Annotated in this window: 20 protein-coding genes; 11 read left to right on the forward strand and 9 right to left on the reverse strand. The window is 71.0% G+C overall.

Annotated elements, in window-relative coordinates:
* Nucleotides 1-121 precede the first annotated feature (121 nt).
* On the reverse strand, nucleotides 122-3,082 hold the full coding sequence (locus tag J5X75_RS21770) for a discoidin domain-containing protein (RefSeq protein ID WP_208469326.1): 2,961 nt from the start codon (nucleotides 3,080-3,082) through the stop codon (nucleotides 122-124).
* Nucleotides 3,083-3,205: 123 nt separating this feature from the next.
* On the opposite strand from J5X75_RS21770, the gene J5X75_RS21775 reads away from it, so the two are divergent.
* Nucleotides 3,206-3,751 carry a DUF305 domain-containing protein gene (locus J5X75_RS21775; RefSeq protein WP_208469327.1) on the forward strand — a complete coding sequence of 182 codons (546 nt, stop codon included), beginning with the start codon at nucleotides 3,206-3,208 and terminating at the stop codon, nucleotides 3,749-3,751.
* Nucleotides 3,752-3,773: 22 nt separating this feature from the next.
* Here J5X75_RS21775 and J5X75_RS21780 read toward each other — a convergent pair whose 3' ends face one another.
* Nucleotides 3,774-5,165 carry a DUF1996 domain-containing protein gene (locus tag J5X75_RS21780; protein ID WP_307798188.1) on the reverse strand — a complete coding sequence of 464 codons (1,392 nt, stop codon included), beginning with the start codon at nucleotides 5,163-5,165 and terminating at the stop codon, nucleotides 3,774-3,776.
* A 161-nt stretch (nucleotides 5,166-5,326) separates the two neighbouring features.
* Here J5X75_RS21780 and J5X75_RS21785 point away from each other — a divergent pair, with 161 nt between their 5' ends.
* The 5 genes from J5X75_RS21785 (at nucleotide 5,327) to J5X75_RS21805 (ending at nucleotide 12,514) form a co-directional block, all read left to right on the forward strand.
* Nucleotides 5,327-6,358: a LacI family DNA-binding transcriptional regulator gene (locus J5X75_RS21785; protein WP_208469328.1), complete on the forward strand. Its 1,032-nt coding sequence runs from the start codon at nucleotides 5,327-5,329 to the stop codon at nucleotides 6,356-6,358.
* 115 nt (nucleotides 6,359-6,473) lie between these two features.
* On the forward strand, nucleotides 6,474-7,151 hold the full coding sequence (locus J5X75_RS21790; RefSeq protein WP_208469329.1) for a hypothetical protein: 678 nt from the start codon (nucleotides 6,474-6,476) through the stop codon (nucleotides 7,149-7,151).
* 184 nt (nucleotides 7,152-7,335) lie between these two features.
* On the forward strand, nucleotides 7,336-9,000 hold the full coding sequence (locus J5X75_RS21795; protein WP_208469330.1) for a DUF4331 family protein: 1,665 nt from the start codon (nucleotides 7,336-7,338) through the stop codon (nucleotides 8,998-9,000).
* A gap of 479 nt (nucleotides 9,001-9,479) precedes the next feature.
* Nucleotides 9,480-10,772: a tetratricopeptide repeat protein gene (locus tag J5X75_RS21800; RefSeq protein WP_208469331.1), complete on the forward strand. Its 1,293-nt coding sequence runs from the start codon at nucleotides 9,480-9,482 to the stop codon at nucleotides 10,770-10,772.
* Nucleotides 10,769-12,514: an urease accessory protein UreH domain-containing protein gene (locus J5X75_RS21805; protein WP_208469332.1), complete on the forward strand. Its 1,746-nt coding sequence runs from the start codon at nucleotides 10,769-10,771 to the stop codon at nucleotides 12,512-12,514. The genes J5X75_RS21800 and J5X75_RS21805 overlap by 4 nt, the downstream gene beginning before the upstream one ends.
* A gap of 390 nt (nucleotides 12,515-12,904) precedes the next feature.
* On the opposite strand, the gene J5X75_RS21810 is transcribed toward J5X75_RS21805, so the two are convergent.
* Together J5X75_RS21810 and J5X75_RS21815 are read right to left on the reverse strand one after the other, a co-directional pair.
* The gene (locus J5X75_RS21810; RefSeq protein ID WP_208469333.1) at nucleotides 12,905-13,312 is read right to left on the reverse strand and encodes a hypothetical protein; all 408 of its coding nucleotides are present in this window, start codon (nucleotides 13,310-13,312) and stop codon (nucleotides 12,905-12,907) included.
* Entirely contained in the window at nucleotides 13,309-13,641 is a 333-nt protein-coding gene (locus J5X75_RS21815; protein ID WP_208469334.1) for a hypothetical protein, read from the reverse strand. Before J5X75_RS21815 ends, J5X75_RS21810 begins: the two co-directional genes overlap by 4 nt.
* A gap of 214 nt (nucleotides 13,642-13,855) precedes the next feature.
* Between J5X75_RS21815 and J5X75_RS21820 the strand changes: the two genes are divergently transcribed.
* From J5X75_RS21820 to J5X75_RS21835, 4 genes are all read left to right on the forward strand, one after another.
* Complete coding sequence (locus J5X75_RS21820; RefSeq protein ID WP_208469335.1) at nucleotides 13,856-14,410, forward strand: hypothetical protein; 555 nt, start codon at nucleotides 13,856-13,858, stop codon at nucleotides 14,408-14,410.
* A 7-nt stretch (nucleotides 14,411-14,417) separates the two neighbouring features.
* Entirely contained in the window at nucleotides 14,418-15,341 is a 924-nt protein-coding gene (locus J5X75_RS21825; protein ID WP_208469336.1) for an AEC family transporter, read from the forward strand.
* Nucleotides 15,342-15,437: 96 nt separating this feature from the next.
* The gene (locus tag J5X75_RS21830; RefSeq protein WP_208469337.1) at nucleotides 15,438-15,965 is read left to right on the forward strand and encodes a snapalysin family zinc-dependent metalloprotease; all 528 of its coding nucleotides are present in this window, start codon (nucleotides 15,438-15,440) and stop codon (nucleotides 15,963-15,965) included.
* Between the two features lie 92 nt (nucleotides 15,966-16,057).
* The gene (locus J5X75_RS21835; RefSeq protein WP_208469338.1) at nucleotides 16,058-16,333 is read left to right on the forward strand and encodes a hypothetical protein; all 276 of its coding nucleotides are present in this window, start codon (nucleotides 16,058-16,060) and stop codon (nucleotides 16,331-16,333) included.
* Between the two features lie 187 nt (nucleotides 16,334-16,520).
* Here the strand turns inward: J5X75_RS21835 and J5X75_RS21840 are convergent, their stop codons facing one another.
* Genes J5X75_RS21840 through J5X75_RS21855 form a run of 4 tightly spaced genes read right to left on the reverse strand, consistent with a single transcriptional unit; the run spans nucleotide 16,521 to nucleotide 20,796 of the window.
* A complete protein-coding gene (locus tag J5X75_RS21840; protein WP_208469339.1) occupies nucleotides 16,521-18,407 on the reverse strand; it encodes a polymorphic toxin type 5 domain-containing protein in 1,887 nt (628 codons plus the stop codon).
* Between the two features lie 57 nt (nucleotides 18,408-18,464).
* Nucleotides 18,465-18,911 (reverse strand): CD225/dispanin family protein, encoded by a 447-nt coding sequence (locus J5X75_RS21845; protein ID WP_208469340.1) that lies wholly within the window; start codon nucleotides 18,909-18,911, stop codon nucleotides 18,465-18,467.
* Nucleotides 18,886-20,058: a hypothetical protein gene (locus J5X75_RS21850; RefSeq protein WP_208469341.1), complete on the reverse strand. Its 1,173-nt coding sequence runs from the start codon at nucleotides 20,056-20,058 to the stop codon at nucleotides 18,886-18,888. The genes J5X75_RS21845 and J5X75_RS21850 overlap by 26 nt, the downstream gene beginning before the upstream one ends.
* A 12-nt stretch (nucleotides 20,059-20,070) precedes the next feature.
* Nucleotides 20,071-20,796, reverse strand: coding sequence for a neutral zinc metallopeptidase (locus J5X75_RS21855; protein WP_208469342.1), 726 nt, complete (start codon nucleotides 20,794-20,796; stop codon nucleotides 20,071-20,073).
* Between the two features lie 281 nt (nucleotides 20,797-21,077).
* Between J5X75_RS21855 and J5X75_RS21860 the strand changes: the two genes are divergently transcribed.
* Nucleotides 21,078-22,109: an AI-2E family transporter gene (locus tag J5X75_RS21860; protein WP_208469343.1), complete on the forward strand. Its 1,032-nt coding sequence runs from the start codon at nucleotides 21,078-21,080 to the stop codon at nucleotides 22,107-22,109.
* Here J5X75_RS21860 and J5X75_RS21865 read toward each other — a convergent pair.
* The gene (locus J5X75_RS21865; protein ID WP_208469344.1) at nucleotides 22,096-23,157 is read right to left on the reverse strand and encodes a hypothetical protein; all 1,062 of its coding nucleotides are present in this window, start codon (nucleotides 23,155-23,157) and stop codon (nucleotides 22,096-22,098) included. The two genes, J5X75_RS21860 and J5X75_RS21865, sit on opposite strands and share 14 nt — an antisense overlap.
* Nucleotides 23,158-23,246: the final 89 nt, after the last annotated feature.

Below are 23,246 nucleotides of genomic sequence, written 5' to 3' on the forward strand. Positions count from 1 at the left end.
GGCGTTAAAGGCTGTCAATGCTCGACAAACCTCGGTGAAGCGCTTTCACGACCGCCGCCGAGCGCATCGCCCCAGGTCAATGGGGTACGCCCTCGGCGGCGGGCCGGGAAGTTCCGGAACCTCAGCTGCGGTAGACGCCGAATTCGTAGAGCGAGTAGCCGTACGAGGTGGCCCGCACGGTGCCGTTCACCCGGACGTAGCGGCCGGAGCCGTTCACCGTGAGCGTGTCGAAGCCGCCGTCACCGGCCGTCGTCGCGTACACGGTGCGCCAAGTGACGCCGTCGTCGGAGGCCTGCACGGTGTACGCCTTCGCGTACGCCGCCTCCCACGCCAGCCGCACCCGGTCGAACGACTGCACCGAACCGAGGTCGACCCGCAGCCAGGCCGTGTCCACCCATTCGCTGGCCCAGCGGGTTCCGTAGTCGCCGTCGACCGCGTACGACGGAAGCTGCGGCCCGTTCGTGCCGGTCGGCTGATGGCTGGACGCCGACGTGGGCCTGCCACGGGACAGTTCGGTGCCCGGAGCGGCCGGCGGGACGACCTTGAAGGAGCGCTGCTCGATACCGACGTTGCCGTGGCCGTCGTAGGCGTACACGTACACCTTCCAGACCCCGAGCGTCTCCGGCGCCCGTACCGTGAACTGGCCGTTGCCGGTCTGGCTGAAAGTCAGATGCCGCAGCCCCCGGTTTCCGTTGATGTGCTTGTCGCTGGCCATCAGGTTGTAGCGGATCAGATCGCCCTGCGGATCGGTGGCGGTGGCGCTGACCGTGAACGTGCCACCCGCCGGGACCGCCGTCTGCGAGCCGACCGTCATGGCGGTGATCTCCGGTGGCGTGTTCGGCGCCACCTGCCCGGTGTACGCCTGCCGCATGGCGTGGTAGCCGAGCCGCCGCCACCCACCGGTCGTGGTGTTCAGCCACACCCCGCCGAAGTCGTTCTCGATGCCGTAGTGGAACTCGGTCGCCCCCAGCGCCACGCCCGGGTGCCCCTTGATCGCGTTCCAGCTGTACGTGTACCCGGCCTTCTTCTGCAGGTCGGTGGGCTCGTTCGGCACCCCGTTGACGTCACCGGGCACCTCCCACTCTCCCGCCGGACCGCCCTCGGTCAATATGTACGGCTTGGTGTATCCACCCGCGATCCAGTCACGCTTGACGGTGTCGATCGCTCCGTACGAGTTGACCGCGAGCAGGTCCAGCGCCGGAGCGTGCGGCTTGTAGTAGGTCCACGCGTGGGTGTAGGCGTCGGTCGAGGTGACCGGGTGGTTCGGGTCGGCCGCGTGGATCGCCTCGGCGACCTCGTTCACGAATCTGGCGTACGCCACCCGCCGCGCCTCGACCACATCGGCGGCCAGCCCGTAGTTCTGCATCTCCAGGATGACCTCGTTGCCGACGTCCCAGAGCAGCACCCCGGAGCGGCCCTTCAGCTCGTTCACCTTGGCGACGATCTCGCTCTTCACCGCCGTCTTGTACGCGGTGTCGTTCACGTAGTCGGCGCCGTGATTCAGCCACAACCCGACGATCACCTTGATGCCGTGCCGGGCCGCCGTGTCCAGAAGCAGCGGGGTGCTGGCGTCCGGCCCCCAGATGCGGATCGTGTTGACGCCCATGTTCTTGAGATCGCGCATGTAGCCGTCGGCCGCCGCCTGCGGCGGGCCGTAGGTCATGCCCTTGACCTCCCACGGCGTTCCGTTGACGGTGAGCTGCCAGTTGCCCTGGCCGCCGGTCACCTTGACGACGCTGGGCCCGGCCGGAACCGGCGGGTCGGTCATCGCCGGGACGGTGGTCCCGGCGGCGCGGGCGACGGTGACCGAGTCGACGCTGAGCACGCCGCCCGAGGTGGTCTCCGGGGTGGGTGTCGTGAATCCGGCGATCGCGTTCGGCAGCGACCCGCCGATGGCCAGGTCGAACCGCAGGTAGAAGCCGTGGTGGACGGCCGCCTGCCAGGCCGCGACGCCGACCTGCGACTCGCGGACCACCCAGGTCTGCCGCCCGTCGAGGTAGAAGCGGATCTCCTCGTCGGTCTTCGTCCGGTCGATGATCTGGGTGTACTCGTGGTAGCCGCTCTGGCAGCCCACACAGGACGCGAACCCGGAGGACCGGCCGTCGTACTCGTTGCAGGGCCCGCCCGGCGCGGTGCCGCAGTGCAGCGTCTGGGACAGCTGGTCGCGGCCGTTGACGCCGGTCATGATGTCGGTCTCGCCGACGCCGGGCCAGTTGGTGAAGTTGCCGCGGTAGGCGGCGCCGGTGGCGCGGAAGCCGGGCCAGTATCCGGCGGCGTTCGCGACGTCCGGCTGCCTCAGCACGGCGGTGAACTTGAGCTGCTCACCGGGCTGCGGGGCGAAATCGGCGCGCTGCGTCTCGATCCGGCCAGAGGTCCACTTTCCGGCGCCGTCCCGGATCGCCCGGATGGCGAGCTTGCCGCCGCCGTCGAGGGCGACGTTGGCGGTCGCGTTGCTGGCGGTCTCCACCGAGCCGGTGCCCCAGTTCGCGGCGCCGCCCGGGTACTGGGTGCCGGTGCGCAGCAGCCAGTTCGCGGCGCTCGGGCCGGTGCCGGCCGGGCCGTCGAAGGTGTCGGTCCAGATCGTGGTGAACTGGTCCGGGGGCTGCGTGGTGCCGCCGAAGACCTGGAACTCCCACAGTGAGTAGCCGTAGCCCGTGCCACGCTGGGTTCCGGCCAACCGCACGTAACGGCCGTTTCCGGAGACAGCGTGCTCCTCGACGCCTCCGGCGCCGTTCGTCACGGCCTTGACGGTGGTCCAGGAGCTGCCGTCGTTCGAGGTCTGGATCTGGTACGCCGTGCCGTACGCGCCCTCCCAGTTGAGCACGATCCGGTTGATGGCCACGGCCGCACCGAGGTCGACCTGGATCCACTGCGGATCGGCGAAGGCGCTGGACCAGCGGGTGCCCGGATTCCCGTCGAAGGCGTTGGCCGGGCTGTAGCCGGGTCCGTCGACCTCCTGCGACGAGGCGGTGGCCGGCTTCCCCTGTGACAGCGGCACATCGGCGGCGGTGGCCGGGGAGACTGCGGTGAGGCCGAGGAAGGTCGCGGCGAGCGCGACGAGGAGCAGCAGCCGTCTATACATGATCACACCAATGGGTAAGGGGATGGAAAGCGCTCTCCAAGCGAGAAGATTGTTTCGTTCATGTTGCCGCGCGTCAATAAGTAAGCATTGACAGGATTGGTTCCGGAACCGGAGACTGCGCGAGTGTTCGCTAATCCCCGTTCTCTGGCATCCGTTGCTGCCGCCCTGTTCCTGCTGACCGGCTGCGGCGACTCCCCCGCCCCCGTCCCGCCCGCCCCGGCGATCTCGGCGGCGACCTCGGCGGCGGCCTTCGGCGGCACCGACCGCTCCTGGATCGAGATCACCATCGCGATGGACGAGCAACTGCTCCCCCTGCTCGACCTGGTCCCGGGCGACTCCTCGCTGGCAACGGTGTCCGCGCAGGTCAGAGCATTCACCGAGGCGGAGTTGACCGAGCTGCGGCGGCTGCACGCCGAAGCCGGGCTCCCCGCGGAGAACCCGCACAAGGGCATGCCGATGCCCGGCATGGTGGAGCCGTCGACCGTCGCCTCGGCCACCGCGCTGCGCGGTGAGACGTTCGACGCGCTGCTGCGCTCATGCCTGCGCGCACACCTGGAACAGAGCCGGAAACTGGCCGAAAGTGAGCAGGCCGCCGGGCTCGAACCGCGCACGACCGCCCTCGCCGCACGCATTTCCGAGAACCGGCGGACCACCCTTTCCGCGCTCTGAGAATTTCAGTTAAAAACTGTTATCAGGGAAGCTGGTAGTTCTCGTTGAGAGCGGCGCCCCGCTCCGGCTTGTACTGGTCGAAGCCACGCGGGTTGCACTGCAGCCCGCCGTTGATGCAGTGCCGCACCAGCGCCGCCAGGATCGGCGGCTCCCAGACGTTGTAGACGTCGTAGTGGAACGAGAACCCGCGACCGCTGGAGAACCGCACTCCTGCCATGTTTCCGCTGACCGGCCAGGCCATCTTGAACTCGATCATCGGAACCGCGACCGGGTGCGAGACCGGGCAGACCCCGTTGACCGGATACGCCATGTGGCTCTTGTGGTCCGGCGAGTCCAGGTGGAGGCCGTTCCAGCAGCTCGGCGCCTGGTAGCGGACGTTCAGCTGGGTGCCGGCCGGGCAGTTCGCCGGGATGTCCCAGTTGAAGGCGCTGTTGCCGCACTCGAAGCCCTCGACCGCGCCGGGCGCGTTGCGGAACTCGTCCTGCGTGGCGGTCGGGCTGCCCACCACGTAGCGCAGCCCCGGCGGGAACGGCCGGACGCTGCGGTAGTCGATGACACCGCTCTTGTAGTAGACGACCTGCGGGCCGTCCGGCTGTACGGCCTGGTCACCGTTGTAGAGCGTCGGCATCCAGTAGCCGGTCTTGTCCCCCGGCGTGACACAGGACGTGCCGCCGGCCTGCAACGACGCCAGCGTCGAGCCCGCGTTCGTGGTCCGGTTGCCCAGGAACGTGTGCGAATGCGACGCGCCCGGCAGGTTGGGGAAGATGATCGGGTCGTCGTTGAGGTTGGTGCGGCTCACCGAGCAGTTCGCCTGGAACTCACGGTGGGTCACCGGCGGATTCGTGACGGGCGGGACCTCGGTGGACGGGACCACACCGGTGACCGGCGGGTTCGCGTAGACGTACCCCGGTCCGTCGGTCGGCGGCGGCGTGACCGTGGACGTGCCGTAGACCTTGAACTCGAACAGCGAGTAGCCGTAGCCGGTGCCGCGCTGGGTGCCGTACATCCGCACGTACCGGCCGGAGCCGTTGACCGCATGCGTCTCGGTGCCTCCGGCACCGTTGCTCACCGACTTGATCGTGGTCCAGGCATTGCCGTCCGGTGAGGTCTGGATCTGGTACGCCTTGGCGTACGCGGTCTCCCACTGCAACACGACCTGGGTGATCGTGGCGGTGGCGCCCAGGTCGACGCGCAGCCACTGCGGGTCGGACCACTGGCTGCCCCAGCGGGTGTCGTTGCGGCCGTCGACGGCGGCGATGGCGGCGGACTCGCCGTTCTCCACCGACGAGGCGAGGGCGGGGCGGCCCTGGGAGAGCAGGGTGTCCGCGGCGTGCGCGGACTGGTTACCGGCCATGACCAGCAGGCCGGCGGTGAGCAGGGCGGCGCCCAGCGGCACCAGGATTCGTTTTCGCACGGTGTCTCCAGGGGGTTGAGGACTGTCGGAGACTTGGAGAGCGCTTTCCAAGCGTGGGCTTCCGGCTCACGTACGTCAATGATTTGAGGTTCCGGAACCGGGTTGACCGCCCCTGTGGACAGAGACTCGGAAAGCGCTCTCCCTGTGCTATAACTTCGGGCATGCAAAGCGAGCGGCTGCCCACGCTCGAGGACGTGGCCCGCGTGGCCGGTGTCTCGCGCGCCACCGTGTCCCGTGTCATCAACGGCATCCGCAACGTCGACCCACTGCTGCACGAGCAGGTGTGGAGCGCCGTCGACCAGACCGGTTACGTGCCGAACCGGCTGGCCCGCTCCCTGGTCACCCGCCGCACCGGCACCGTGGCGCTGGTCGTCTCCGACTCGGAGACCCACGACGACGACCCGTTCATGAGCCGGTTCTTCTCCGACCCCTACTTCGGGCGCGTCGTCGGCGGTCTGATGAGCGTGCTGCGCCCCGCCGGGATCCAGCTGGCCCTGCAGATGGTCGGCGCCGACGGGCACCGCCGCCTGATCGGCGACCTGCGCAACGGCCAGGCCGACGGCGCCGTGGTCCTCTCCCTGCCGGCCCGCGACCCGCTGCCGGCGCTGCTCGCCGAGGCGGCGATCCCGGCCGTCCTGATCGGGCGCCCCGCCCAGCCCGTCCCGATCAGCTACGTCGACCTGGACAACGAGGCCGGCGCGGCACTGGCCGCCGCCCGCCTCGCCGCCCACGACCGCCGCCGGCCCGCCATCATCTCCGGCCCCGCCGACGTGCCGGCCAGCGTCGACCGCATCTCCGGTTTCCGCCGCGCCATGGCCCGCCACGGCCACCCCTGGGTGCCGCTGGAGTCCGGCAACTTCACCCAGGAGAGCGGTGAGCAGGCCATGCGCGCCCTGCTGGCCGCCCACCCCGGGCTGGACGCCGTCTTCGTGGCCAACGATCTGATGGCCCTCGGCGCCCTGCTGGTGCTGCGCGACGCCGGCCTCCGGGTCCCGCAGGACGTCGCCGTCGTCGGTTTCGACGACAGCAGCGCGGCCGTCGCGGCCCGGCCGGCCCTGACCACGGTCCGCCTCCCGCTGGAGGACATGGCCGCCGAGGCGGCCCGCATGCTGCTCGCCCGCATCGACGACCCGGGCACCCGGGTCACCTCGGTGATCTACGAACCCACCCTGGTGGTCCGCGAGACGACCTGATCGCCACTCCGCCGGGCCCACCGGTTCGCAACAATCGCCGATTCAGCTGACCGGGGTATGAGGCGGACGGGACGCACCCCTCTCCCCGGGCCCAGCGTCCGGCTACGCTCGGACCGTGCTGGATCTTGACCAGTCCCGCGACTACGTGTCCCGTTACGACGGTGTCGACTCGTCCGTGCTCACCGACGGCTCCTGGCTCCTCGACCAGCCGGGCTTCTGGATGAGCCTGGTGGACGGCTTCACCGGCGCTGACCTCTGGCCCGACCTCGACGTCCTCGACGACATCACGGTTCTCTACGAGCGGATCCGGGAGTCCGGCACCTGGCCGGTCCTCCAGGTCACCGACCACCTGGCGGTGATCGTCTGGCACGGGTACGACGACGAAGGCGGCATCGACTACGTGATCCTTCCGCCGGGCACCGGCCGTTGCCTGAGCATCGCGGCGGTCGAGGGTCACGGTCACGGTCCCGGCCTCTCCTGGCCCGAGGCGATGCGCGCGGTGGACCACGGGCGGCTCGGGACGCCGGCTCAGCGCCTGCTCCTGCTGCTCCCCGCCGTCGGTGACGCCGACACGCCACCCGCGGCCATCGATCTGGTCGTCTCGGCGCTGCGGGAACTCGTCGCACCCGAGGCCGAGTCCGGTGACCTGCATCAGGCCGCCGAGGAGATGCTGGACAGCGACGTCACATGGTCGACCGGCGACACGGCCACCTGCGAGGCGGACCATGCGCCCCGCGGCACCGGCGGCCTTCCACCGGCGGAGCTCGCGCTGATCACCCGCGCGCTGAGCTGACTCTCGGCCTCGCAGGCCGCGGAGTCTGTCTCGGACGTCGTTCGAGAGACCCCGAACGGGGTTGTTCGGAACCGTACCGGCGGCGGATGGGTGGGGGTCGGGAAGTTCACAGTCGCCCATCCGTGGCCGGGCGGCGCCACGAATCCGGGCCGAGAACACCATCCTCGGCACGGAAGGAACCACCATGAGGGCCAACCCTCCCCGAAGCGGGCGACGGCGTACCGTGGCCGCGCTCGGCCTCGGCGTGCTGCTCACCGGGTCGCTCTACGGTCTCGGGCCGTCCACCGCCACCGCGTCCAGCCACCGCGAGGCGCCGCTCATCGCCGCCGACCCGGCGGTCGACAACACCGACCTGTACGCCTTCGTCAGCCCCGAACGCCCCGGCTATGTCACGTTCATCGCCAACTGGCAGCCGTTCGAGGAGCCCAACGGCGGCCCCAACTTCTACCCGTTCGCCACCGACGCCACGTACCACATCAAGGTCGACAACGACGGTGACGCGAAACCGGACGCCGAGTTCCGCTGGAAGTTCCGGAACGTCGACAAGCGCGGTAACAGCACCTTCCTCTACAACAACGGGCCGGTCACCTCACTCGACGACGAGAACCTGCTGTTCCGGCAGACGTACTCGCTGGAGTCGAAATTCGACGGTGAGTCGTTCAAGACCCGGGTGCAGGACGCCCCGGTCGCGCCGTCGCGGGTCGGCGCCGCGTCCATGCCGGACTACGCGACGCTGCGCCAGCAGGCCACCCAGACCCTGCCCGGCGGATGGAAGATCTTCGCCGGTCAGGCCGACGACCCGTTCTTCCTGGATCTGCGGGTCTTCGATCTCCTGTACGGCGGGGACCTGTCGGAGACCGGTCAGGACACCCTGGCCGGCTACAACGTGAACACGATCGCCCTCCAGGTGCCGTTCGAGGACGTGGCGCTGGGCGGCGACGCCACCCGCAACCCGGTCGTCGGCGTCTGGACCACCACCGAACGCAACCGGGTCCGGATCGCCGGCGGCGGCTCGTCCGGCGACCGCGTGCAGGTGTCCCGGCTGGGAAACCCACTGGTCAACGAGGTGGTCGTGCCGGCCGGGCTGAAGGACACCTTCAACGCCACCCGGCCGGACCGGGACGCCCAGATCCCCGCGCTGGTGAACCGGGTGCTCAACCCGGAGGTGCCGAAACTGATCGAGGGAATCTACAAGATTCCGGCGCCGGCCACCCCGCGCAACGACCTCAGCGAGATCTTCCTGACCGGCATCACCACGAAGGCCGGTGGCCCCATCAAGGCCGATTTGAACTCCCAGCTCAACAACGCCGACGTGAAGGCCTCCCGGTTCACCCCGTCCGAACAACTGCGCCTCAACCTGACGGTGCCGGTCGCGGGCCAGCCGAACCGGCTCGGCGTGCTCGCCGGCGACCTCCAGGGCTTCCCGAACGGGCGGCGGCTCACCGACGACGTCGTCGACATCGAACTCCAGGCCCTGGTGGGCGCCGCGCAGACCGGCAAAATCGTCGACGCGCTCGCGGCCGGGGACGCGGTGGACGCCAACGATCAGGACTTCACGGGCGAGTTCCCGTACGTGGCCCTGCCCAACGGGGTGTCGGTCAACAACGCCGGCGGGCAGCGGCCCGCGGCACGGCCCAGCGACGGCGCCACACCGAACAGCCTGACCGGCGATATCGGCACGCTCGGGGCGGATACCGCTCAGCCGGCGCCGGCCACCGTTCCGGTGTCCTACGCGGCCGGCGCCTCCGGCCTCGGCGTTCTCGTCATCGCGGGCGGTCTGTTCTTCTTCCTCTGGCGGCGGCGCAGGCAGCGCACCTCCGCCGACCCTGATCAGACGCTCTCGCTCTGATCTCGGCGCCGGGTGGACGGTACCCGCCCGGCGCCACAGCCGCTTCTCGGATCCGTTTCCCGCCGACGTTCCGCCGCCTCCCGGATCCGTTTCCCGCCGCCTGCCGGATCCGTTCCCCGCTGATGTTCCCGCCGCCTCCCGGATCCGTTTCCCGCTGACGTTCCCGCCGCCTCCCGGATCCGTTTCCCGCTGACGATCCCGCCGCCTCCCGGATCCGTTACCCGCTGACGTTTCCCTCCACTCCCCGGATTGCCTGTTCCGCCGGCCGGGCTCCCTGTACCGCGGCAACCGCTCTCCCGGTCGGCCCACTCACTTGGAATCCCGACACCGCCCCGCCCGCTCACCGCTTCGGCCCACTCGCCCCGATCCCGACACCGCCGCAACCGCTCACCGGGTCGGCCCACTCACCCGATCCCCACACCGCCGCAACCGCTTTCCGGGTTCGCTCACGCTCCTGCCCGGCTCCCTCTGGAGAGATCATGCGACGTACGCTCGTCCGCCTCGGCCTCGCCGCAGTGCTCGCGGCCGCCCTCATCGGCGCCGCGGCCCTGCTGACCTGGCCGCGTTCCACCACCCCGGCCGTACCGGTCGCCGCCCGGCAGCCGGTCGACGTGCTCGCCCAGCGGATCGCCCGGACCCAGCAGCAACTCCGTGCCGTGCCCGGTGACTGGCCGACCTGGGCGGCGCTCGGCGCGGCCTATCTGGAGCGGGCCCGGGTGACCGCCGATCCCGCGTACTACCCGAAGGCCGAGCAGGCCGCCCGCCGGTCGCTCGCGCTGCGGGCCGACGGCAACAGTGACGCGCTCGTGGTGCTCGGCGCGCTTGCCAACGCCCGGCACGACTTCCCCGCCGCCCGGGGCCACGCCGAGAAGGCGCTGACCGTCAACAATCACGACGCCGAGGCGTACGGGGTGCTCGCCGACGCGCTCACCCAGCTCGGCGACGCGGACGGCGCCACCCGGGCCGTCCAGCGGATGCTCGACCTGCGGCCCGGCCTGTCCGCGTACGCCCGCGCCTCCTACGACCTGGAGCTGCACGGCCGGGTGAGCGAGGCGGAGAGCCTGATGCGGCAGGCTCTGGACAACGCCGTCGACCCGCACGACGTGGCGTTCTGCCGCGCCCAGCTCGGCGACCTGGCGTTCGGCCGCGGCGATCTGGCCACCGCCGCGACCGAGTACGGGATCGCGCTCTCCGCAGATCCGGCCACCGGCACCGCCCAGCACGGCATGGCCCGGATCGCGGCGGCCCGCGGCGACCTCACCGGCTACCCCGGCCTGCCGCCGTCGATGTCGTCCATGGTGGAGTACGCCCTGCTGCTGAGTGCCGCCGACCGTGACGAGGAGGCGGCCGCCCAACTGGATCTGGCCGCGGCGGCGGACCGGTTGTTCACAGCGAACGGCGGCACCGACCGGCTGGCCACCGCCGAACTCGCCCTGGCCCAGAGTCGCCCGGCCGACGCGGTGACGGCCGCGCGCGCCGAATGGGCGGTACGGCAGCACCCCGACGTGGCCGACACCCTGGCCTGGGCGCTGCACGCCACCGGCCGCAACGCCGAGGCCCTGCCCTACGCGCGGCACGCCGTCGCCGGCGGGGCACGGCCGGCCGTCTACTCGTATCACCTGGGCATGATCCATCTCGGCCTCGGGCAGCACGGCGCCGCGCGTACCGAATTGGAAAGCGCTCTTTCCACCAACCCGCACTTCTCCCCCATCGACGTTCCCATCGCCCGCCGCGCCCTGGCCGGCCTGCCCGCCTCCGGAGGCTCCCGATGAGAATTCACCGGCTCGGCGTGCTCGTGTGCGCCGTAGGCCTGATCGTCGCGACGGCGCAACCGGCCCACGCGCACCCGGTCGACACCTTCTCGGTCAACCAGTACGCGGGCCTCACGCTGCGTCCCGACCGCATCGACGTGACCGCTGCGGCAGACGTCGCCGAGATCCCGACGCTCCAGGAGAAACCGCTGGTGGACACAGACGGCGACGGCGTCCTGTCATCCGCCGAGCGTGCCGCCTACGCGACTGCGGAGTGTGACCGCCTGGCCGCGGACCTTGCGGTGTCAGCGGGCGGCGAGCGCCTGGAGTGGATCGTCGCCAATCCCCGGTACGAGCTGCTGCCCGGTTCCGGCGGCCTGTCCGTCAGCCGCCTCGACTGTGCCCTGAGTGCTCCCGCCCGGCTGTCCGGCGCCACCACCGTGCGGATCGACAACGAATACCGTTCCGATCGGGTCGGCTGGCGGGAGATCACGGCCAACGGCGCCGGGATCGCGCTCTCCGACTCTGCTCTGCCCACCGAAAGCGTCACCGGCGAGTTGCGCACCTACCCCACCGACCTGCTCGCCTCACCGCCGGACGTCCGCTCCGCCACGATCGGCGTCGGCGGCGCGACCGGTTCAGCGGCCGTGACCGGTGACGCTCCGGCCCTCACCGGCGGCCCGCGATGGCTGGCCGCCGCACAGAGCCGGGTCGAGACGGCCGTCGGTGGACGGCTCACCCCGCTGGTGGTCGGCCTGGCCTTCCTGCTGGCGCTGCTGCTCGGCGCCGGCCACGCGGTCCTGCCCGGCCACGGCAAAACGATCATGGCCGCCTACTTCGCGGGCCGTCAGGGCCGCGTCCGCGACGCACTCGCCGTCGGCGGCACGGTCACTCTCACCCACACCGGTACGGTCCTCGCGCTCGGTCTCCTCCTCAGCACCTCCACCGCCCTCGCCGGCGAACGGGCACTGAGCGCCCTCGGCATCGTGAGCGGCCTCCTGGTCGTAGCGGTAGGCGCGACGATGCTGATCTCGGCCCTACGTTCCCGCAGGTCAGGCACCCACTCTCACGGTTGGCCCGGCCACACCCATGGCCCGCACGCCCACACCCACACCCATGGCCCGCACGCCCACGGCCCGCACGAACACACCCACTCCCACGGCCACTCCTCAGATCGTCACGCCGAAGCTCACGTTCATTCGAGCGGACATGATCACGCACATCCGGCTGACTCCCGAGTCCAACACAGCGACCGCGGGACGCGCGGAAGGGACGACAAGCACTTCGAGCACGGCCAACACAACGAACGCGGCCAACAAGGGGAGCCCAGAGAACACGACAAGCTCGGCAAGCACGACAAACAAGGCGAGCTCGGCAAGTACCGGGAGCACGGCGAGCGAACACCTCGACGTACACGACGCTGGCTCGGCCTCGCCGGAATCGGACTCGCCGGAGGCCTGGTGCCCAGCCCATCCGCCCTGGTGGTCCTGCTCGGCGCGATCGGTCTTGGCCGCGCCGGCCTGGGCGTCGCGCTGGTCATCGCCTACGGCCTCGGCATGGCCGCCACCCTGACCGCGATCGGCCTTCTGCTGGTGGTAGCCCAGAACCGTGTCTCCCACCTGATCGCCAAGGGTGGCCGAGCCGCCAACCTCGGCGACCGCGTGTCCCGGCTGGGCGCCCGCCTCTCCACAACCGCCCCGACCGCCACCGCCGCCCTGGTCGTCATCGTCGGCCTGGGTATCGGCCTCCGAGCAGCTGCTTGAGACCCCCCACTCGAGGCCCGGCCCGACTGCGGATGATCTTTCCGGCTGGCCGTGGGTGCTGTCTCACAGCCGTTGAGACAGCGCCCAGCACCAGCCAAGCAATCCGGCACGACGACCCCCGGTCCAGGACACGCCAAGCTTCGTTCACGACGGCTATCAGACGATGCGCAGCACCACCTGGCAGCGTGGAGACGTCGCCGGTGGCTCGCCGACTTTCAGCCACCGAGACGGGCGCGATCCCGGCTCCCGACAGGAACCGGCAACCCGGCAACGCGCAAACAACACCCGTGACCAACCAACCCTCAGCCACCGAGACGGGCGCGATCCCGGCTCCCAACAGGAACCGGCAACCCGGCAACGCGCAAACAACACCCGTGACCAGCCCAGCCCTCAGCCTCCGGGGCAGGTTCGGCCGCCGCTGGTGGGGATGCAGACGGTGATCTGCGGGGCCGGTTCGAGGGCGGGCGGGACGGTGCCGATCAGTGGGGCCGCGGACTGGGTCGCGGCTATGCCGTAGGCGGCCAGGAACAGCAGCATTCCGGCCAGGGCGCCGAGGAAGTGGTTGCGCCAGTACCGGTCGCGGAGCATGACCGCCATGAGCAGACCCAGCAACGGTACGGCCACGTTGAGCCCCATCGCAGCGGTCAGGTAACGGTCGGTGACCGCGGCGAAGTGGCCGGCTTCGGCCCGGGTGGCGAAGGTGGGCAGGGTGTACCGGCGGATCAGGCCGACGATCAGCAGGAACGGCACGCCGTACAGCCAGCCGAAGAAGAGCGCGCCGAGCGTCGTACGCCTCATCGGGCGACCACCAGGACCAGACCGCCCAGCGCGCCCGCCACGGGGACCGCGACCACCGCGGTGAGGGTGCCCGCGAGTGGCGCCGAAGGCAGCCGCCGGGCGAACGGACCGGCCAGCACCACCACGATGATGATCATCGCGAGGAGGATCGGGCTGGCCAGAGCCAGGCCCAGGATGGCAGCCTCGCCAGGGGTGAGGCACCAGGAGGTCGCGTCGTCGCACGTCTGCTCGCCCGCCGACTGCACCGCACCGGCGATCACCGCGGCCACCACCGTGACCAGCCAGCCGAGCCCGACCAGCGCGGTGGTCCGGTACGACGCCTCCCTCATGTGTCTCCCCGTTCAGCACAGTCGATATGTCCGGCCGGGACAGTAGTACCCGCGCGCCCGGGGTCCAGCCCGAGTCGTACGGCCCGGTGCGTCACACCTGTGTGGTACCCGCGCGGCGCCGGCGGCGTCATACCTGGGTGGCACCCGCGCGCCCGGGGAGTGGCCGGGATCCGTCATGATGTCCGCAAGCGATCGGCTACCTGGGGGAACAGTGATGAGACGCGTCTGCGTGGCGGCCCTGCTCGTGCTCGCGCTGGCCGGTTGCGACAAGGCGGAACCGGCGACGACGACCACCGCGACCGCCGTGACGACCGTCGCCACCACGGAACCGGCGACGACGACGACGGCGACGGCGACGGCGACGGCCGAGGTGGTTCTGGAGGACGGCCGGCACCCGGTCTACCTCACCAAGGTGGCCGCCGGCACGGTGACCTTCGACCTGATCGAGTTCCTGACCGGCGAAAAAGCCAAGGCGCGCTGGAAGAAGGAACATCCGGAGAACCCGGACGGGCCGGACAACGACTACATGATCGTCAACGAGAATCCGAAGCTGCGGACGCTGCCGGTCGCCGCCGACGCCGACTGCCAGGTGCTCGAGACGCTCGGCGGTGTCGACATGACGACAGTCCCCTGCAAGGACCTGGCGGCCTTCCTGAAGAAGCAGAACAAGGACCTCGACGTCGCCCCGCCGCACATCGCGGTTCTGCCGTTCTGGCTGACGGTCGAGGACGGTGCGGTCGTGCGGTTCGAGGAGCAGTTCCTGCCCTGACGTACCGATGGCGGGGGTACTGAGCGGTTTCACCACGATCTGGGCGCTCGCCGCGCTCGGCTACGTGCTGGCCAGACGCCGGCTCCTGGGTGAGCACGCGCCACGGGTGCTGGGGCAACTGGTGTTCTCGGTGGCGGGTCCGGCGCTGCTGTTCACGACCCTGAGCCGCACCTCGCTGGACCGGATCGTGACCGGGGCGTCGCTGGCGTTCGTGGCCTCGACGATCGTGGTGGCGGTCCTGTACGCGCTGGTCGCCCGGCTGGTGTGGAGGCGGGACGCGCGGACCGTCACGATCGGCACGCTCGGCGCGTCGTATGTGAACGCCGGCAACATGGGCCTGGCGATCGCGGCCTATGTGCTCGGGGACGTGTCGCTGGTCGTACCGGTGCTGCTCTTTCAGCTGTTGCTGTTCGGCCCGATCGCGCTGGCCGTGCTGGATCTGGCCAGTGGGCAGGGACGCCCGTCGGCGGCCCGGCTGGCGCTGCTACCGGTCCGCAACCCGCTGATGATCGCGTCGGCCGCCGGAATCCTGGTGGCGGCGGCCGGCTGGCATCCGCCGGATCTGCTGCTGGAGCCGTTCGAGCTGGTCGGGGCGGCGGCGGTGCCGGCCGCGCTGCTGGCGTTCGGGATGTCGCTGCCGGGAGCGCGACCGTTGCGCGGCGGCCCGGAAGCACCGGAACGGTATCTCGCGGTGACGTTGAAGGTGGTGGTGCAGCCGCTGCTGGCGTACCTCATCGGGCGCCTTGTCCTTGATCTGCCGGACCACCAGGTTTTCGCCGCGGTGATCACGGCGGCGCTGCCCACCGCGCAGAACGTGTTCGTGTTCGCGCTGCGTTACCGGACGGCCGAGTCGCTGGCCCGGGACGTGGTGATGCTGTCCACGCTGGTGTCGGCGCTGGTCATGATCTTCGCGGCGGTCTTCCTGGTCTAGGCATCATCCGGCGCAGAGGGCCGAACCGGTATGCCGCATTCATGGATGTTCATCGATAGAAAGGAGGGGTCCCGTTCCCCGTCCCCGGAGGTAGCAATGCTGCTCCGCAGAATCGCCGCGGCCCTGGTCGCGGTCCTCGCCGTCGGCGGTTTCCAGGCGGTCACCGCCGCGCCCGCCACCGCGGCCCCGCGCGTTCTCTACTACGACGCGAGCCAGGCCCAGGAGTTCAAGTCGGTCGTCGATCAGGGCGCCCAGATCTGGAACAGCCGGGTCACCAACGTGCGCCTGCTGCCGGTCCCGGCCGGATCGACCCCCAACATCCGGGTGTACGCCGACAACGGCTGGCCGCGCGCACAGACCACGTCCCTGGGCAACGGCCGCTGGTACATGGGCCGGCAGGCCGTCAACCAGGGCTACTACCAGCCGCGGATCGCCGCTCACGAGTTCGGGCACCTGCTCGGGCTGCCGGACCGGCGCACCGGTCTGTGCACTGATCTGATGTCCGGCAGCAGCGCGCCGGTGAGCTGCACCAACGCCTACCCGAGCACCCGTGAGGCGAGCACCGTGAACAGCAACTTCGCCACCACGGCGAGCGTGCCGGCCGGAACCTTCGTCTGGTCGTAGCGCATTCCTCACGGCTCTGATGTGAGGAATCCACGGAAGTCCGGTGAGGACGGTGACTACAGCGGTTTCCCGCCGCGCCGAACACTCGGTGCATGCTGAAAACCCTGCTCGCCGCCGTCCTCGCCGTCACTCCGATGTCGCTTCCGCCGCCCACCGGCGCGAAACCGATCGGCACCGTCGCGGTGCACCTGATCGACCGGTCCCGGCCCGATCCGTGGGTGGCCACCGAAAATGCCCGGGAACTGATGGCGCAGATCTGGTACCCGGCCCGGTGGGTCGGGGTGCTCTTGTGCCAGGCGGGACTGCCGGCCGAACAGATCGAGCCGATGATCGGCGCCATCGATGGCGAGCGGTCGGTGGCCGTTTAACGGGCGTACGTGCGGGCGTTCTTCGACAGGCATCTGCGGCACCGCGACGGGCGGCTGCTGGACCGGCCGTCGCCCCGCTACCCGGAGATTCGGTGCGGTTCCCGGTGTCGTGACAATGACGATGATCTTGTGCTGAACAGCAGCCCGGTCTCCGGCGTCGTTCCGAGCCGTGCGATTCCCTCCGAGATCAGTGGCGGCCGGTCCATCCGGGATGCGGCTTCGCCTCGGCCAGCACCGCCGGATCCAGGACATTCGCGCCGACGAGCATCTGGGCGGTACGCATCTCGACCGGCACGCCGCCGATGTCGACGGCCGGTTTCACCGCGACCCCCTCTCGGCTTTCCAGCGTCCAGCTGGTCAGCTGGTTGTAGAAGCTGTCCTCCAGCGCGAACCGCTCCTCGTATCCGGCGTGCCGGCTCACCAGGTGACCGGCCTGAAAGGTCAGATCCTCGGAGAGATGGGTACGCGCCCGCCAGTTCCCGTCCTCGTCCAGCAGCTCCCGCAGCGGATGCCCCGGCGTGCTCGCGATCTGTTCCCGGGCCTGATCCATGAACTGGCGGTTCAACCGGCCGTCGGAATGCTGATCGACGCGATCGAACTCGGACAGTGTGTCGAGATCCTCGCGGAGTTCCTCCTCCGCCGGCTCCGGGGCCGGTTGCGGCACGGGAAGCGGCGCCGGCAGGTCGCGGTCCGGCAGATGCGCGTCGTCGTCTCGCGGCACGTCGTGGTCGCTCAGGGCGGCATTCACCACATCGGTACGGGTATGCGCCTCCCATTGCTCCTCCCGCCGCTGAGTGTCCGGCCGCTGAGTGTCCGGCCGCTGACTGTCGTGCTCCCGGTTCTCCTGCTGGGTCTCCCGCTGCTGTGCCTCCCGCTCCTGGCTCTGCCGCTCCTGGATCTCCTCCTGCCGGGTCTCCTCCTGCTGGGTTTCCCGCTCCTGGGTCTGCCGCTCCTGGGTCTGACGCTCCTGGGTCTGACGCTCCTGGGTCTGACGCTCCTGGGTCTCCCGCTCCTGGGTCTCCCGCTCCTGGGTCTCCCGCTCCTGGGTCTCCCGCTCCTGGGTCTCCCGCTCCTGGGTCTCCTGCTGGCGACTCTCCGTGGCCTGGCCCTCCTGCCGAGTGTCCGGCAGCTGGTCGTCGGGCACGGACCTCTGCTCCTGCCCGGTGTCGGTCCGGGCCTGCTCCCGCAGCGGGTCGGGCTGCTCGGTCGGCAGGTCGGCGTCGGCCCGGTCCTGCTGCCGTGTCTCGTCCTGCCGTTGCTCACGCTCGTCAGCGTCCCGGGCCTCCGCCTGCCGGGCCGCATCGTCGGGCACCTCCCGGTCAACGGGATCTTCCCGCGTCTCCCCCTGCCGAGCGACGTCGTCACGGCTATCCGCCTGCCGAGTCGTGTCGTCATGGACCGCGCGATCCGACGCGTCATCACGCACCTCACGGTCCGCCACGTCGTCCCGCGTATCCGCCTGCCGAGTCGTGTCGTCACGGATCTCGCGATCCGACACGTCATCACGCACCTCACGATCCGCCAGGTCGTCCCGCGAATCCGCCTGCCGAGTCGTGTCGTCACGGATCTCGCGATCCGACACGTCATCCCGCGACTCCCCATCCCGCACCGCGTCATCACGAACCTCACGATCCGACAGGTCGTCGCGCGCCTCGTCCTGCCGGTCGGTGTCGTCGCGGACGTCCCGGTCGGCGAGATCCTCGCGGGTCTCGTCCCGGAAGTCGTCCACGCGGATCGCGCTCTCCTCCTGCTCGGGACGACTGCCGGTCGGCTCGGCGGTCTCCTCCTCCGCCTCGATGACGGCGGGCTCCGCCTCCGTGATGGCAGGCTCCGCCTCGGTGGTGGCGGGTTCCTCCTCGGCGGCCTCCCCGGCGGCGGCCTCCTCCTCGGCCCACGGCTCCTGCTGCCAGGAGTCCTGCGGGTCGGCCGTCTCACCGTCCCAGCCCGCGGTGTCCGGCGCCGACTCGGTCCCGCCGTCGGCGGACGCGCCGGACGACCCGGCGGCCGCCGTCTGATAGGTGGTCGTCCCCAGGTCGGCGGCGTCCGGGGTGGTGTCGAAATCGCTGTCGGTCATTGCCGGTACCCGCTCTCCAGGAAGGCGGCCCGGCCGGAAGGCCGGGCCGCGGAGTGATCAGTAGGAGCCGTAGTAGGGGTCGTTCATCGCGCTGAACGAACTGGCACAGAAAAGCACGGTGATCAGCGCACCGACCGCGATGCCGATGAAGCTGACCGTCTTCGCCTTGTTGACGATGGCCAGTGCTCCGACCACGTCACCGGCCGCCACCTGGGTGTTCACCTGGCCGCAGAGGACCAGCGCCCAGATGCCCAGCGGGGCGAACAGCACGGTGGCCGCGATCGCGAGGCCGGTCGGGGCCTTCGGCGCGCCGTGGAAGGCGGCCGCCGCGGCGTGGCCCGGATACTGCGGCGGGTAGGACGGCGGCGGGTACGACGGCGGCGGGTAGTTGCCCGGGTAGGGCTGCGGCCGGTACGGGCCCGGCGGGTCGTAGGCGGAGGTGGTCCAGTCCGGCGCGGTGGCTCCGGCCCGGGTCTCGTCACTGTGGGGCTGCGGTGTGGTCATGGTCTGTCCTTTCCGGATGGGTGTTCACCGTCGGTTCGAGGGGGAGCAGGGGCCGGGGGTCGCCGATCAGCCCGGCCAGGTCGTGCCGGCATTTCTCGTTGCGGCAGCGGCCGAGGATCACCTCCTTGCGGAGCTGGCCGCAGTGCGGGCAGATGCCCGCGCGTACCTCGTCGGCGTCGAGGCCCTGGCAGCGTGGGCAGACGTAGTCGGGTTCGAAGGTGAGGCCGGTCGCCACCCGGGCGCCGACGGTGGCGACGGTGGCGAACGGCATGATCGCGGCGGCGCCGATGCCGATGGCGTTGCGCAGCCGGTGGTTGCGTTTGGCGATCCGGCCGTACTCCGGGTTGACGATCTTGTCGAAGCGGCAGTCCTGGCAGCGCATGATCCAGCGGACCGCCAGGGCGGACCGGATGCGCGCCTGCCGGTCGGCCAGATTCGCGGCGCGGGCCAGGTCGTCGGCCAGGCGTACGCCGGTGTGGACGCCGTGCAGCAGCGGCCAGCAGGCGACCGTCAGCTCGGTGAGGGCGGCCTGGTCGGCGGGCGGCAGCGCGGTTCCGTGCCCGCCGATGTAGGCGGCCGTGTCGATCAGGCCGCCCAGCCGGTGGCCGGTCAGTGGGGCCGGCCCGCCCGACGACGTCAGGGTCACGGTCTCGGTCCCGGTCAGCGGGGGCCGGGCGGGCATCAGGCGCAGCTGCCCCCGTACCCGGGAAGACACCTGCTGCTGCGCGAGAAGCGCGAGGTAGGCCGCCCGGCTGTCGTCGGTGATCAGCAGCAGCGCCGGCCCGAAGGGCCGTGCCGCGCCGGGCCGGACCGCGTCGTCGCAGGCCTGTTGGAGGGTGACCATGTCGGTGAGCTCGGCCGCCAGAACGGCCGGAGAGGCGTTCAGGTCGACGACCTGCGCGGGCCGGGTGATCATGAGGATCCGGCTGGCCGTGGCGGTGCCGACCACCGTGACGGTGGTGTGCAGGGCCCGGTCGGTGGCGCCGACCACCGACCGGATCCGGCCACCGCGCAGCGCCTCGATCGTGCCGGGGGCGGCGCGCACGATCCGGCTGCCCATCGCCCGCAGCGCGGTCCGGATCCGTTCCTGGGCGGCGGCGGGCGCGATGGCGAGGCGGCGGTCCGCGGCGAGGCGTGCGCGCTGCATGACGGCCGCCGATCAGGCCGAAGCCGGAAGGCAGGCGCCGACGCCGCCGTCGGCGCCGATGGTGAAGAACTCCACCCGCTGCTCGGTGGTGCCGTGGGCGCCGCTGTCGCCGTTCCACGGGGTGTCGTCGCCGGCCACCGCGAACACCGCGGCCAGTTCCTCGTCGTCGCCGGGCTCGTAGACGAGTAGGCCGTCGCGGGCCGCCCCGGCCAGGGCCGCGCCGGCCAGGCAGTCGGCCTGGAGTTCGGCGGCCTCGATGACCAGCGACTCGTCGAGCTGATCCTGGACGGCGTGCCCGACCTCGTGGTTGAGCACCAGCCAGGTCAGGCCGTCGCCGAACTCCCCTCCGCTGTCCAGAAAGCCGGCATCCCACGCGATGTAGCCGTCGAGACAGTAGTAGGCGTTGCCCGTCTCGAGTGGCCGGCCGGCACACAGCGGCGCGTTGCCCTCGTCGAACGGGCCGTAGATCTCGGGTGGCTGGTAGGCGCCGGTGAAATGGTTGCTCCAGGCGGCGGCCCAGAAGGCGTTCGCGACCTGCACGGCCTGGGTGGCGTCGTCGCCTGTCGCGGCGGGCTCGGGAGCGGACTCGGGAGCGGGCTCGGGCAGGTCCCAGCCACCGCCTCCGCCGCCGCCCGCCGTCGGTGGGGTGGGTGGACCGACCGCGCAGCCGGCGGGCAGCGCGATCAGGAAGAGCAGTCCGCTGAGGAGGGCGGGTAGGCCCCGGCGTTCGGTTCGCATGGCGGGTCTCCTGTGGTGAGTGGGATTCGCTTCACCACTGTCGGAGAATCGAGGGCCGCCGTCGTCGCTCCACGATGGCAATCCTGAGCTGCATAAACGGGATCACGCCACGGCCATCGTGCCCACGTGGGGAGTGCTCCGCCCGTACTCCTGTGGGGTGATGATCGGGGTTTTCCGCGACGTGGTGGCGTGTCCCCGGGTTACCGCAGCGCGGCGACGACATCGAGCACGATCAGCGCGATGGTCCTTGAGCTGAGGGAATTCTCGACGAAGGAGCCGTCATGCTCGCCCTGGAACGTCATCCTCTGATCGACCGCGTGGCCGCGCTCAGCGGGCGCCTGCTGATCATCGGCACGGCCGCCGCCGCCCTGCTCTGGGTGGTGCACGAGTTGCAGTTCATCGTGCTCACCGTGGTGCTCGGCCTGGCCCAGGTGGCGGTGCTGCACCCGGTGGTGCGGTGGTTGCGACGGCATCGGTTACCCCGGCCGATCGCCGCCATGGCGGCGGTCGGCGCGATCGCGGTGCTGGTCGCCCTTCTCGTCACGGTCGCCGTGGGTGAGGTGATGCGCAGCGTGCCCTCGATGCGTACGGCGTGGGCGCGCGCCACCAGCACCCTGGACGCCGCCGACTCCGGCCCGCTGGCGATGCTGCGCGACCACGGCGGCGAGCTGCTGTCGCGGGCCGGCGGCGGGCTCGGCGCGAGTGCTCTGGAGGGGGTCTCCTTCCTCGGTTCGATGCTGACCATGCTGCTGGCCTCCGTGGTGTTCGCGTTGTTCGCGCTGATCAGCGGCCCGTCGCTGTGGCGTTCGGTGATCGCGCTGGTGCCGGCCCGGCGGCGGGAGCCGGTACGGGCGGCCGGCGAGGAGGCGCTGCGCGTGACCGGCGCCTGGTTCTACGCGTGCAGCCTGACCGGGCTGGTCGACGGGCTGGCCATCGGGCTCGGCATGGCGGTGATGCGGTTGCCGCTGGCCGGAACCGTGGCGTTGCTGACGTTCGTGCTCGGTTACGTGCCGATGGTGGGCGCCCTGCTGGCCGGTCTGGTCGCGGTGGCGATCGCGTTCGTCTTCGGTGGTCCCGGCACGGCGCTGCTGGTGGCGTTGCTGGTCGTGGTGGTGCAGCAGGTGGAGAGTCACGTGCTGGCGCCGCTGCTGATGGCCCGCGCGGCCCGCATCCACCCGCTCGTGGTGCTGCTGCTGACCATGACGATGTCGGTGCTGCTCGGGGTGGCCGGGATGATCCTGACCGTTCCGGTGGCGGGGGCGGCGGCCGCGGCGATCACCGCGTACCGGGGTGTCCGGGTCATCGAGGCGTAGATCCGGGACCGGGCCGCCGGGTTCTCGCCACCGACCCGGTCCAGGTCGCCTTCGCGGCACGGTAGTCGCCGTCACCGAGCGCCCGGACCGGCTCGGCGATCCGGGTGACCCGAACGGGGTCGCCCGGTGCCGCCATGTGCCGGACGGTGTACCGCAGCGGGGCGGCGGGCCGGTTCCCGTTCGCCCACAGCCAGTCCCGGAACCAGGAGGCCAGGTCGTCGGCCGGATCGGCACGGACGGGTGCGGCGGTGATCGTCACCCGGGACAGGGTGTCGCGGTGCCCGTTGGTGAGGCCGGTCCGCGGGCCGACCGCCGCGCGCCACGCCGCTGACAGCGCGGCCCGGATCCGCGTGCCGGTCGCCGCGCCCTCGGCCAGGACGAGAACCATGTGCCCGTAGGCGACCGTCGACAGGTAGCAGGGTGGACTGCCCGGCCCGGCGTGGGTTCTGATCTCGTGCAGGGTGACGTCACCGGTGAAGAACCGCGGGCCGTCCGGGGTGAACGCCACCTGGTGGGAGGTCTGTGAGAAGAGACCGAGCACGGTGCTGTGCGCCGTGGCGTCGATCTCCCAGGCCGGTGGCAGCCGGTTCAGGCCGAACCGGACCAGGCCCTCCTCGAGCGTGCCGATCGGCTCGATGCGGGCGTCGGTCGCGGGGGTGCCCGCCGGCGACTCCCCGAGGATCTCGTGCAGCGCCTCGGTGTGGCGGTGTACGTCCGGCCGGTCCAGGCGCCTCGACCGTGACCGCTGCACCGGCCGGGTGAGGTCCGTGGTGACGGTGATCGTGCCGGGCGCCCGGGTCAGCGGGATCGCGACGAGGGTGCCGTCGGCCACCGAGGCGCCGGTCACCGCCGATCCGGCCCACAGGACCTCCGGCGCCGGGTCGATCTCGACGAACTCGCTGACCTGGCGGGCGACCCGGACCCGCTGCTCGAACACGCCGGCTGTCCCGGGCCGTCGGCGGACCGGCCCCGGCTCGTCGGAGTCGGGTTCGCCGGTCAGCGGGGCCAGGGCGGCGATGAAGGCGTCGACGTCATCGGGTGTCGGCATGCCCACAGCTTTTCGGTGCGGCCGCCGGCCGTCGTCGGCCCGGCGGATCATCCCGCCCGTACGTCATCTGTAGTAGCCCTGACCAGCTC

This window comes from Actinoplanes flavus (assembly GCF_017592555.1).
Taxonomy (GTDB): domain Bacteria; phylum Actinomycetota; class Actinomycetes; order Mycobacteriales; family Micromonosporaceae; genus Actinoplanes; species Actinoplanes flavus.